The 12,430-nt window shown below is 68.1% G+C and carries 5 protein-coding genes; 2 read left to right on the top strand and 3 right to left on the bottom strand.

Going from position 1 to position 12,430, the window contains the following annotated elements; translation table 11 throughout:
• Positions 1-66 precede the first annotated feature (66 nt).
• Together Sfulv_RS01830 and Sfulv_RS01825 are read left to right on the top strand one after the other, a co-directional pair.
• Positions 67-738 (top strand): lytic polysaccharide monooxygenase auxiliary activity family 9 protein, encoded by a 672-nt coding sequence (locus Sfulv_RS01830; RefSeq protein WP_173310634.1) that lies wholly within the window; start codon positions 67-69, stop codon positions 736-738.
• Between the two features lie 193 nt (positions 739-931).
• Positions 932-2,470, top strand: coding sequence for a PQQ-dependent sugar dehydrogenase (locus tag Sfulv_RS01825; RefSeq protein WP_173310632.1), 1,539 nt, complete (start codon positions 932-934; stop codon positions 2,468-2,470).
• Between the two features lie 2 nt (positions 2,471-2,472).
• Here Sfulv_RS01825 and Sfulv_RS30020 read toward each other — a convergent pair whose 3' ends face one another.
• The 3 genes from Sfulv_RS30020 to Sfulv_RS01815 all read right to left on the bottom strand — a co-directional run bounded on the left by Sfulv_RS30020 (position 2,473) and on the right by Sfulv_RS01815 (position 12,107).
• Positions 2,473-2,595, bottom strand: a complete 123-nt coding sequence (locus tag Sfulv_RS30020; RefSeq protein WP_256668788.1) for a hypothetical protein — start codon at positions 2,593-2,595, stop codon at positions 2,473-2,475.
• 299 nt (positions 2,596-2,894) lie between these two features.
• A complete protein-coding gene (locus Sfulv_RS01820) occupies positions 2,895-3,503 on the bottom strand; it encodes an SMI1/KNR4 family protein (protein ID WP_173310630.1) in 609 nt (202 codons plus the stop codon).
• A 30-nt stretch (positions 3,504-3,533) separates the two neighbouring features.
• Positions 3,534-12,107, bottom strand: a complete 8,574-nt coding sequence (locus Sfulv_RS01815; RefSeq protein ID WP_173310628.1) for a golvesin C-terminal-like domain-containing protein — start codon at positions 12,105-12,107, stop codon at positions 3,534-3,536.
• Positions 12,108-12,430 lie beyond the last annotated feature (323 nt).

Genomic DNA, 12,430 nt, shown 5'->3' with positions numbered 1-12,430 from the left:
AGCGCTCCCACGCCGCCGAAAAACTTGCCGGAAACCCGGCATCCCCCCAGCCGAAAGAGGACGATCATGGATTGTCATGCACCTGCCACCTATGTACGACGCCGGCTGGCGCTCGTCCTGAGCACCCTCGCCGCGGTGCTCATCACCCTGATCCCGATGAGCGGCACCGCGGCGGCCCACGGCTCGGTCATCGACCCGGCGTCGCGCGCGTACGGCTGCTGGCAGCGGTGGGGCAGTGACTTCCAGAACCCGGCCATGGCACAGCAGGACCCGATGTGCTGGCAGGCGTGGCAGGCCAACCCCAACGCCATGTGGAACTGGAACGGCCTCTACCGGAACGGCTCCGGAGGCAACTTCCAGGCAGCCATCCCGGACGGGCAGCTGTGCAGCGGCGGCCGGACCGAGGGTGGTCGCTACAACGCGCTCGACACGGCGGGCGCGTGGAAGACCGCCAACATCACCAGCAACTTCACCGTCAAGCTGTACGACCAGGCCAGCCACGGCGCGGACTACTTCAAGGTCTACGTGAGCCGGCAGGGTGTCGACACCACCGCCCAGCCGCTGCGCTGGAGCGACCTCCAGCTGGTGGCGCAGACCGGCAGGTACGGCCCCAGCCAGAACTACTCGATCCCCGTGAGCACGTCCGGCTACACCGGTCGCCATGTCGTCTACACGATCTGGCAGGCGTCGCACATGGACCAGACGTACTTCCTCTGCAGTGACGTGAACTTCGGCTGATCTCGCAGCTCACAGGGCAGTCCCGCCGGACACCACACGTCCGGCGGGACTGCCCGTGCCCTGACGTACCGACGACCCGTCCGGACGCCAGGGCTTCCCACCGACCGCGGCCGTACCGGACACGCCACCGGGTGCGCGTACCACCCGGGTGGCGATCCGCCGCCGTGCAAGCGTCCTCGATTCTGGAGCCGACATGCTACGACGCCGCTGGACCGGACAGCTCCTGCTGGCCCTCCTGCTGACCACCCTCGCCCCGCTTCCCGCCGCCGCCCAGTCGCGCGCGGCGGACCCCCTGCCGGCCGGCGCGGCGGCTGCCCCCTCGGCCGTCCCCCTCCCGTCGCTCCACGCGACCACCACCCAGGTCGCCTTCGGACTGAGGCGGCCCACCGCCATCGTCGCCCCCGACGACGGCACGGACCGGTTGTTCATCACCGAGAAGTCCGGGACCGTACGCACGTACCACCCGACCACCGGCCTGGCCCGGGACCCCCTCCTCGACATCACGTCGGCCGTGGACGAGTCGGGCAACGAGCGAGGTCTGCTCGGCATCGCGATCTCGCCCGACTTCGCTGCCGACCGCAGCCTGTACCTGGCGTACACGGCGCTCCCTGACGGCGCGGTCACGGTCGCCCGCTACCGGCTCGACCAGTCCCGCCTGGAAGTCCTGATCTCCCAGCCGCACGCCGAGTACAGCAACCACAACGGCGGCCAACTGGCGTTCGGCCCCGACGGACACCTGTACTGGAGCATCGGAGACGGCGGCGGCTCAGCGGACCCCCTGCGCGCCGGGCAGCGGATGGACACCCTGCTGGGCAAGGTCGTACGCATCGACGTGAGCCGCAGCTGCGGCTCACTCCCTTACTGCGTTCCCGGTGACAACCCCTTCGTGGGCACCCCCGGCGCCCGCGCGGAGATCTGGCTGTACGGGCTGCGCAACCCGTGGCGGTTCTCCTTCGACAGCGCCGACGGCTCGATGTGGATCGGCGACGTCGGCCAAGGCCGATGGGAGGAGATCAACCACCTCAGGCGCGGACAGGGAGGGCTGAACCTCGGCTGGTCCTGCTACGAGGGTCTGGAGAAGTTCAGCGGCGGCACCTGCGTGCCGGGCCAGGAGTACACGAAGCCGGTCTTCACCTACTCCCCGTACACCGGCGGCTGCTCGGTCATCGGCGGTCAGGTCTACCGGGGCGAGAAGTACGCCGCCCTCCTCGAAGGCACCTACATCGCCACCGACTACTGCTCGTCCACCGTCTGGGCGCTGCGCCCCGATGGTGCGGGCGGTTACGAGAAGGCCGAGATCGGGGAGATGCCCACCCAGGTGACGTCGATCGGTGCGACCGTCGACGGAGAGTTCTACGTGGTCAACGACCTGCCCGGCGGCCTGCACCGGGTGTCCTTCGCCCGGGAGGAGCCCACCTGCCGCGTGGACCGCACCGTGCAGGCGTGGGGGACCGGTACGACGGTCGACCTCAAGGTCACCAACACCGGCAGCACCCCGGTGGACGGCTGGACGCTGAGGTTCCCGCTGGCCCTGGGCCAGACGGTCACCTCGGACTGGAACACGGACCTGGTCCAGGGAAGCAACGTGATCACGGCGACCAACGTCTCGCACAACGCCAAGATCGCTCCCGGCGCCAGCGTCACGCTCGGCTACCTCGCCGCCCACACCGGCGACTCGTCGGCACCGCCGCGGTTCATGCTCAACGGGGACGCCTGCGCGGTCGGCCGCTGAGGTCAGCTGCTGCGCCGGGCGAGGTTGTAGACGAGGATCAGGACGGCTGCCGCCATCACCAGCAGGTGCAGCCATCCGGGGGCGGCTGAGGCATCGGTGGCTGCGAGCGTCATCAGGGAGGTCATCGTGGTCTCTCCTTCGTGGAGTCGTCCAGGTGAGAGCGGCCGTTGATCGAGGTGCCCGCCGCTTTCGGTAGGGCGGGCCTGTCAGCCGCGTTCACCTTCGTGTACCCGCACCGGGAGGCAACAGGCATCGACGAAGGCGCGCTCGTACACGACCCGGTTCTCCGGGTGTGCGGACGCCGCCACGGGACGGTGACGAAAGGGGGCCCCTGACCCCGTGCGCCGCATGCCGGAACATGCGCGCAGGGATCAGGAGCCCCTCGGCCGGGATCACCGCTCAGCCGGCGGGATCTCCCGGCCGGTCAGTCGCCGAACATACCGGCGTACGGGTCCGGCTCGCCGGTCCACGGGTCCAGGCCGGCCTTCGACAGCCGCTGCTCCTCCTGTCTGTTCAGGAAGACAGCCGGGTGCCTGCCCCAGAGGGAGAGGTCGCTCAGCGGACACGCGGGGAAGTCCGCTCGCAGCACGCGCACGAGGAACTCCGCCATCCCGCAGTCGTACCGGCTCCAGAGGTTGTCGCCCCTGCTCCGCACCAGGACCGGCCACGCGTCCGGGTCACTTCCCGAGGCGTCCCAGCACACGATGTCGGAGCTGGAGTCGACCCCCCAGGCGATCAGCTCGGGTGACGTACCCGCCAGTTCCGGGGACTTCGGCTCCCCCCTCGCCCAGGCGTCCTGCGCGTTCACCGTTTCCATGAGCATCTCGTCGGGCCCCGGTTCGGCCCCTCTCGGCTCGGGCCTGAGGACTCCGAAGGAGTTCTCGATCGTCCCGGCTCCGTACGACTCGATGAAGTGCCGGTAGTCGGACGGGAACCCCTTGCCCCACGACTGGCCCATCAGGTCCCAGTCGGTCACCGTGTCGCTCACGGCCGTGGGCGGCATCAGCTGCCGGAGCGTCTCCAGTGCTGCCATCTCAGTCACCTCTCCCTCTGCGCGGCGGCGTCACGGCATGGACCCGGTGGGAATGGGGGCGCCGGTGGTGTGGTGGTTGTACATCCCGAGGTTGTTCCCCTTCAGGGTGTTCGGTATGAACTCGTCGATGCGGATCCCTGGGGTGCCGTCCGGGTTCGTGCCGTAGGCCGTGATGGTGAAACCGTTGGGAACCGTTCTGGCGCCAGTGTAGTGAGCCGTCACCGAGTACATGACCTCCTGACCGCCGGCGTTGACCGCTTCCGCGACCTGGTTCTCGTAGTTCTTCATGTTGTTGGCCCCCTGGGCGGAGCCGGTCTGCCAGTCGTTGGCGCCGCGGGCACAGGTGGCCAGGTTGTTCAGATCGGTACCCGAACCGCTCAGCTGGTTGCCGAGGAGATGGCACGCGTTGATGTTCTTGGACGGGGACACCCCGAGGTGCCCCGCCACGCGCTGCGCCCACTTGTAACCCGGAGGGGCCACCGTCTTGACGTCGGTCCCCGAACCCTTGTGGGTGGACAGGTAGTCCTTGTCGAGGCAGGCGCTCACACCTGTGGCGCGGTCGCCGTTGGCCGCGTCCTGGGCGCCGTGCTGGACCCACCCGCAGCCGGAGCCGTCATCGTCGTCACCGTCACCGGTGCCTCGCGGCTTGGGCGAGGGCTTGGGAGCGGGCTCGGGCGCCGAGTCCTCCTCCGCCGCGTCCTCCACGGCGTCCTCGATCCGGTCAACCGTATCGGCGACGACCGTGGTGACCGCGGCGGCCACCACCGCCGCCACGACCACGACCGCGGCCACCACGACCACCGGCGCCAGGATGGCGAGGAAGGCGAGATGCCCGTCGAGCTCCACGTTGCTGGTGGGGTTGCCCCCGGTGAAGGCGTAGCGGTTGCCGGTGAAGGGATCGCTGCCCAGACCCATGTCGGCCAGAGCGCCGTTGAACATGTCCCGGGTGGTGAAGCGGTTGAGCCCCGGGCTGTAGTCGCGGAAGCCCATGTCGTAGGTGCCGGCCCCGGCGTCCCACCGCTTGGCGTTGTACCGGTACGAGTTGTACTGGTCCTTCGCCGGGTTCGCGGCATCCGGCTTGTCGATACCGGTGAACTCGGACGAGTCGTCGCTGCCGTACGCGGTGTACCCGTACGTCGCCTTGGTGTTGCCGCCGGCGTCCGTCAGCGTCTCGACGTCGGTGCGGCTGTTGTAGCCGTAGTAGGCGTCCTCGGCGGTGCCGTCCGTGTTGTGCTTGACCTGGGACAGCCGTTCACCCCACGGACTGTACTGGTAGGACTTGGTGAGCTGTCCGGAGATCTCCTCGGTGAGGACCTCGCCCGACAGTCCCAGATAGTTGTAGTCGGTGGTCTTGCCGTCCACTGTCCTGGACGTCGTGCGGTCGATCGGGTCGAAGGCGTAGGTGGTGGACTTCATTCCACCCGAACCGTCGCGCTGCTGGGACTCGACGACGTGGTCGAATCCGTCGTACACGTTCCGCGAGACGATCTGGCCACCGGCGGTGACGGACTCCTGGCGGCCGAACGGGTCGTAGTTGAAGGTGGACACTGCCCCCGACGTCGTCGACGTCAGCAGCCGGTTGCGGTCGTAGGCGAACGTCGAGGACGTGCCCCTGACCGTCTGGCTGACCACGTTCGCGTTGTCGTCGTGGACGTAGGTGTCGGTGCCCGCCCCGTTGCCCGTCTTGACCGACTGCGAGAGCCGGTCGGCGGGGTCGTAGGCGTAGGTGGTGGTGGAGTCGAGGTACGCCGCGTGGTTGTCGGCGTTCATCTTCCGCGTGACGTCCCGCGCCTTGTTGCCGTTGGCGTCATAGGCGAAGTCGTGGGAGGAGACGAGCGTGCCGTTGGGCTTCTTCTCGTACTGGGCCTTGAGCGCACCGTCCAGGTAGTAGGTGTGGTCGACCGTGTTGGAGTTGGCCTTCGTCTCGCGCAGCGGCTGGCCGCGGTCCGTGTAGGTGTACGAGGTGACCTTGGGCGCGGCGTCGGTCGCGGTCCTGCCGACCGACACCGTCTTCACCAGGTCCCGGAGGTCGTAGGTGTACCGGGAGAACTGGTCGGGGTGCAGGACCGTCTCGGGCCGGCTGTTGGCGTCGTAGGTGTAGGAGGTGGTCTTCTTCTCCTGGCCCGCCAGCGCCTCGGTGATCTTCTGGACCTGGTTGAGGCCCGTGTAGGCGATGGTGTAGGCGTCGATCCTGGCACCGGAGGAGGTGTCGTCGATCGACGTGAGGTTGCCGTTGAGGTCGTAGCCGTAGCCGAAGGTGTGCTTCTCCGTGTCGGTTTCACCGGAGGTGTCACGCACCAGCTTGACCGCGTCGGCCGCGACCGTCCCGCCGCTGTTCTGCGCCAGCCTGAGCTTGCCGGCGTTGCCCTGGGAGAAGGTGAACGAGCCCAGCGGGACCCAGGTGCCGGCGGCCGTGTTCTGGTCGACCGTCTTGTCGGTGGTGCCCGCGGAGTGCGTGACGGTGTACTTGGCGGCCGTCGCGGCCCCCGTCGCCTGCGGGAACTTGACGTAGGCGGTGTAGCTCCCGGTCCTCGGGATGTTCAGCGTCCAGGTGAACGCGTCCGTTCCCGTGCCCGCGGCGTGCGCCTGGTGGTCGTAGCCCTGCTGACCGGTGGTGCTCCGCTTGGTCCAGGTACCTGTGGAGCTGGTGTTCTGGTGGTCGGAGTTGTCGACGAGGACGACCGCGCTGCCCACCGGCACACCGTCGTCGGTCTTCGACTTCAGCTTGCCGTTGGGGTGGTAGCTCCACCCCATCGTGCGCGACGAGGAGCCTCCTGCCGAGGTGATGGTCCGGGAGGTCTGCGCACCGATGTCGTTGTAGTCGTAGGTGGTGACGATGTCCCACGGATCGGTCGTGGACTTCGTCCACCCGTTGTCGAAGTAGGTGAACCTGGCGTCGTTGCGGACCGTCTGGCCCTCGGACGGCGGTGCGGAGGTCGTGGAGACCCTGCCGACCTCGTCGTAGAAGGTCTGGGTGTAGACGTTCGGGCTGTTGTACCGGGAGTCCGCCGGGTCGTACGGCTGGTACTGCTTGACCGGCCGGTTGAGCTTGTCGTACTCGGTACGGGCGGTGAAGTCGTCCGCGGCGGCCGTGTCGGCGCCGCGCGGGGTGATCACCTTGGTGGCGTTGCCGACCTGGTCGTACTCGTACTTCGTCGTCCGGTAGGTGACGGGGCCGGTGCCGGTGTGCGGAGTCCGGACCTGCGTCTTCGCGCCGCGCTCGTCGTAGGTGACCAGCGTCTCGTTGTTGTCGACGTCCTTCGTGGCGACGACGAGCGAGTCCTTGTCGTACCTGCTGGAGGTGGTCTTGCCCAGCGCGTCGGTGACCGTCGTGACCCGGTGGTTCAGGTCGTAGGCGGTCCTGCTCGTGTGGTCGGTGGTGTCGGCGGTCGCGTTCTTCTTCGGGTCGATGACCGTGACCGGGTTGCCGACGTTGTCGTACTCGTACGAGACCTTGTGACCCACCGCGTTGACCACCGAGGTCAGCTGGTAGATCTCGTCGTAGTGGTGGGTCGTGGTGTAGTCGTTCGGGTCCGCTGTGGTCGAGGTGCCCTTGGGCTCGGTGGTCGTCCGGAGATGCCCGGTCCTGTCGTAGGTGTAGGTGGTCGTCCGCTCGGGAGCGGTCGCCGAATCCCTCGGGGCGGTCCCGGCGATCACCTGGTCCGCCGCGTCGTACACCGCTGTGGAGACCGCGCCGTGCGGAGCCGTGACGGTGGTGACGTTGTCGTTGGCGTCGAAGACCGGGGCCGGAGTCGTGAGGAGGACACCGGCGGCCTGGTCCTTGGGCGCCGTGCTGACCATCGGCCGCCCGTAGACGTCGTAGCTCTGCGTGGTCCTCTTGCCCAGCGCGTCGGTGACCCGGGTGACCTGGCCGCGCTCGTCGTAGACGTACGAGGTCGCGTTGTTCAGCGCGTCGGTCGTCCTCTCCGGGTGACCGGTGGGGCCGAACAGACTGCTGGTCGACGCGTTGCCGTTGGCATCGGTCGTCCGCGTGGGCTGGCCGTAGGTGTCGTACTCGTGCCTGGTGGTGTAGTCGTCCGGTACCGCGGCGGTCGCGAGGCCCTTCGGGTCGGTGAGCGTGGTCAGATTGCCGAAGGTGTCGTAGCCGAACTGCCAGGTGCGGCCTTCCGGAGACGTCTTCCGGTACAGGTGGGCGGAGAAGCCGTCAGGACCGGGCCGGTACTCGTACTTCTGCGCGTTGGCCGGGTAGACACCGGGCGCGCAGTCGCTAGCCGCCGGCACGCCGGCCTTGTTGTTCTCGGCGTCACGCTGCCAGAGGGGATAGCCCGTCCTCTGGTCGTAACAGAACGCCGTCCTGGCGCCGTTGTTCTCCTCCAGGTACGTGACGTTGTTGTCGGCGTCCCAGCCGAGCTCGACCGTCTGCGCCTTGGCGTTGGTCGTCAGTACGGGACGGCCGAAGTCGTCCGTCACGTAGTCCGTCGCGCGGTTCTCGGCGTCGGTGACCCTGGCGTGCGTGAACTTGGGGTTGGCGGCGTCGGGGGCGTAGGCGAATCTCGTCGTGTTCTGCAGACGGTCGGTGATCGTCTGGGTCCACCAGTGGTACTTCGGGTCGTCGCCCTCCTTCGGGAAGTGGTACGACAGGCCCGTGCTCTTGCCCCGCGGGTCGGTGACCTTGACCAGCTTGACGTTCTTGTTGCCCTGCGTCGCGTCGTACTCGAAGCCGAACACCTTGGGCTGGGCCGAGCCCGCGCCGTCGGTGAGCTGGGTGAGCAGGCCCTTGTCGGAGTAGCCGAAGGTGATCCTGCGGCCGGAGATGTCGGTCATCGACTTGACGTGGTCGTCGGCCTTGGGGCCGGCCTCGCCCTTGGTGTAGTACTCGACGGTGAGGCTCTGGCGGCCCGCCGGGTCGGTGATGTACTTGAGGAACTTGGTGGGCTTGTTGTTCGACTTGCGCTCTTCGTAGGTGTAGGTCTGCGTGTTGCCGTTCTTGTCGATGATCGACGTCATGTAGCCGTCGCAGCCGAACAGGAACCGGGTGCCGTCGGGACGGGTCATCGTCCAGGCGTCGGGTATCGGGTCCTTCAGCGGCGTGCAGTCCAGCCCGGGCTTGGCCTCCAGCTTGTAGTGGACGCCTGCCGGAGCCTTCCAGCTGCCGTCGGACTGCTTGGCGAAGACGTGCGTGGTGCCGTCGCCGTCCGGGAGCTTGATCTCGGTGGGGTGGGGCTTGGGATGGAGCTCAAGTGGCGCGCCGAGCCGGATGGGCCCCGCTGCCTGGCCCGACCAGCCCGCGCCGAGGACGGTGTCGGAGGTGTCGAGGGAGTTGTAGGAGAAGCGGGCGAACGTGGTGAGTCCGCGTCCGGGGTTGGAGAAGGCGTTGTAGGACCAGACGCTGTTGCCGGAGGCCGTGTTGTTCATGACCGTGGAGCCGGCGCCGGTGTTCTTGCCCGCGTACGAGGAGAACTTCTCCAGGCCGAGCTGGTTGGAGGTCGGGTCCTCGACCGCCACGTTCTGCTTCAGGCCCGGGACGCCGGCGGTGCCGGAGACCCAGGTACTGGTCGTCTTGTCGAAGACGTCCCAGGTCAGGGCGTAGTCGGTGCGCTTGTTGCCCGAGTCGGAGTTGATCGGGGTCTTGACCTGCGCCTGGAGGCTGACGGAGTCACCGGGTGCCACGTCGCGGGGCAGGGCGGTCCGGATCTGGTTGCCGCCGTTGGTGACGTCGGTGCCGTCCGGGAGCGCCCACTTGTAGGTGAGGACCTGGTCGGTGGCCTTCCACGTGGTCGTGGTGGTGTTGGTCAGGTCGAAGGCGACCGTGTACGTGGTGTTCGGCGTCATCCGGGCCGGAGTCTGCGGCGCGAAGTACGTCGAAGCCGTCGTCGAGTCGATATAGGTGACGACGATTCTGGGGTGGAGCTTCGGTTCGGCGCCTTCGGAGGACAGGAACAGGGTGCGTTCCTGCTTCGCCGTCTCGTCGGCCATCCTGATGGCGACGCCCTTCTGGGACGCCGGGGTGTTCACCCAGGACTGGGCCAGGGACGTGACGTTCCAGTCGTGGCGGGCGGGGTCGTTGGTCTTGGACCCGTTGTCGGACACCACCGCGCCGACATCACCACCCGGGGCCGTCCAGGCCGTGGCCGCGTTCGCCTTGGCCCAGGTCGCCGTTTCGTCGAAGTCCCGTGTCAGAGGGCGCAGTTCGTAGACGGCGCCGGCCGCGTCCTGACTGGTCTGGGTGCCCCACAGCCGTACGGTCGCGTCCAGTACGCGGGCGGTGGCGGGGATGCCCAGCTTGGGGAAGCGCACCAGGGCGCGGGTGTCACCGTAGGTGAGGGAGTTGTTGCCGGCCGAGATCCATGTCTGCGGGCCGCCCTCGGACAGGGTGTCGTGGGCGAGGGCGGGTTCGGCGGAGGAGAGGGTGGTGTCCGCGTCAGCGGCCAGGACCTTCGTCGTACGCCCGGCCTTGGGGAGCCTCACCAGCTGGGTCGGGGCGCCGATGACCTGGCGGTCCTTGGTCTTCACCGCGACCATGTAGTAGTACGCGCGGCCGAACGGGTCCGCGTCGTCCGCCTTCGTCGGCGTCGCGGTGGTGTCGGTGAACGACGTGGTGCCGGGGGCGACCGGGGACACCATCGTCGCGGCGGACGGGGTGAACGTCTGGTTGATCGAGCGGTGGACCTGGTACTCGACCAGATCGTCCGCGGTGTTCGCGGCCGAGGGGTCGGTGTAGGGCGACCAGTTCAGCTCCGCACCCGTGTCATGGATCGTGGTCGGGGTGGTGAGGTCGACGCCCTGGCGGCCGTAGGTCAGCACCAGCTTCGGATAGGTCGCGGACTCGCCCGCGTACCCGAACTCACTGCCCTGGTAACGCGGTCCGCCCTTGGGGCCGTTGGCACTCTCGTCCCCGGCCTTGATGACGAACCCGTTGTTGGTGTTCGTGCCGTCGACCCACGACTGGACGGTCCTGGTCACGGGGAAGGAGTGCCAGGTGTTGAGCTCACCGGGCTTCTTGGTGACCACACCCCCCTTCGTGAACCGCACCGCGTCCGCCAGGACGGTGGTGGAGGCGGAGGCGGGGCCGTCACCCAGGACGACCTTGCCCAGGGTGCCCGCCTTGAACGGATGCGTCCCCAGCGTCTTCCACACACCACCCGTACCGGCCTGCTGGTTGACCGCGTACGTCTTGCTTCCCCCGCTGTACGTCACGGTGTACGGGGCGTTGGCGGCGCGGTCGGCAGCCGGAACGTAGTGCGCCTCGACCTGGTAGTCACCGTCCTCCGGCAGCGTCGGCTGCCAGCTGTAGCTGTCCCCGGCGACCGTGTCCTTGTTGTAGAGGTAATCCAGATTCCTGGCGTACTGCGTGTAGGCGGTGTTCCCGGATGCGGGCCATGCGCCCACCGCCGCGGTGAGCCCGGCGTCACCGTCATCCACCACCACCGAGGTGCCGGAGAGCTCACCGGTCAGCGCGTTCGCGTTGTTCCACGTCGCACCCTCCTCGGTCCACTCCTGCGTGGCCCGGTGCGCCTCCAGCTGCACCTCGGTATCGCCCGTGGTGTGCGTCTGGTCGTAGTACAGCCTCAGATCGGCCGAATCCAGCTTCGTGCCCGGCGGGACCGTCCCCAGCGGGAAGCGGATCAGGGCACGGGACGACCCCGTGCTGGTGTTGCCGACCGACAGACGCCAGTTGTCGTCGTAGTTCGACGCCGGACCGTCCGAGGAGATCATCACGTCGCGCGCCGAAGTCGGCGTCGGCGCGATCGTGATCGTCGGATCGACCGTCACCGGGTACTGCCGCTCCTTCGCGGCCAGCCACTTCGCGTCCGGTACGACCGTCAGCTTCCAGTCCTTGCCCGCCCTGGTGAGCCTCTGCTCCACAGCCGGGCTGTAACCCGTCCCGTACGCGGCCTTCGCGTCCTTCCCCGCGTCCGTCATGAACGCCGGGGGGATCACCAGCACCGGGTCCGGTGCCTCACCGTAGAAGCCGACGGAACCGTCCTTGCCTGCCTTCGGCGTCAGACCGCCCGAGTCCAGAGTGAACGTGAACGACACCGGGGCCGCGGGCCGTACGGGCAGGACGATGTTCTCCTTCACCCGACCCGCACCCACCACGTACGACAGGTCAGCGCCGCCGACCGCGTCCTTGTACGTCACGGTGTCGCCCTCGGCCACCGGGGCCAGCTTGCCCGCACCCTCCAGGCCCAGCGTCACCGTGTGACCCCCGGCCTCGAACCGCAGCAACCGCTCCGCGTCCGACCCGAACCAGCTGCGCGCCGCGTTCGTCGTGTTCGCCAGGACGAAGCCCCTGGCATCGGTCGGCCGGACCGTGGGGTCGATGTCCTTGAACGACTTCCCCGACCGGTAACCCGTCGGTGTCACCGACACCTCGGCCTGCACCCGGCCGTCCGACAACCGCCAGAACCGCTCGTTCGCCGTTCGCCGCTCTGTCAGCTCCGCGATCCGCTTCGCCTTCCCGGCGGCCTTCCCCACCGGCAGCTTCTCCCGGCTGGCCAGGACAGGATGCCCGCCGGTCGACGGCCACTCCGGCCGGTTCTCAGCACTTTCGTCGCCGGAGAACCAGCCCTTGACGGCATCGACGATTCCGTCGCCGTTCTCACCGGAAACCTCAGCCGCATAGGCGACTTGAGGCATCATGGTGGAGGCGACCGCCGATACCACTAGGCAGGACAGAGCCCGCCCGAATCTGACTTTCACGCCATTCCCTTCACCGACGTGCCGGCGGGGGAATCCCCTGCCGGTCACGCGAAAAGACCGACCCGACCGGTCCGCATCCAGGCATGGTGAACAGGCCGCCCCCGCAGTACGCGCGGGAAAGGCGGCCTCACCGGAGACGTGTTGATCAAGGTCGGAGGCTGTCTAGTCGATCACTGAAGCCCCGGTCAAGAGAGTTCGTATTTCGGGGTAATCGGCTCTTCCTGCGGTAAGTCGGAAAAGAGAGCGCACCCCGATTTGCCCGC

The sequence above is a fragment of the Streptomyces fulvorobeus genome, from assembly GCF_013167895.1.
Lineage (GTDB): Bacteria > Actinomycetota > Actinomycetes > Streptomycetales > Streptomycetaceae > Streptomyces > Streptomyces fulvorobeus.
The sequence above is the reverse complement of the archived record's forward strand: the minus strand, read 5'-3'. Positions and strand labels throughout refer to the sequence as shown.

Bases quoted from the DNA above. Each gene is read 5' to 3' on its own strand.
- Sfulv_RS01830 (WP_173310634.1), top strand. From the start codon at position 67: ATGGATTGTCATGCACCTGCCACCTATGTACGACGCCGGCTGGCGCTC.
- Sfulv_RS01825 (WP_173310632.1), top strand. From the start codon at position 932: ATGCTACGACGCCGCTGGACCGGACAGCTCCTGCTGGCCCTCCTGCTG.
- Sfulv_RS30020 (WP_256668788.1), bottom strand. From the start codon at position 2,595: ATGACCTCCCTGATGACGCTCGCAGCCACCGATGCCTCAGCCGCCCCC.
- Sfulv_RS01820 (WP_173310630.1), bottom strand. From the start codon at position 3,503: ATGGCAGCACTGGAGACGCTCCGGCAGCTGATGCCGCCCACGGCCGTG.
- Sfulv_RS01815 (WP_173310628.1), bottom strand. From the start codon at position 12,107: ATGATGCCTCAAGTCGCCTATGCGGCTGAGGTTTCCGGTGAGAACGGC.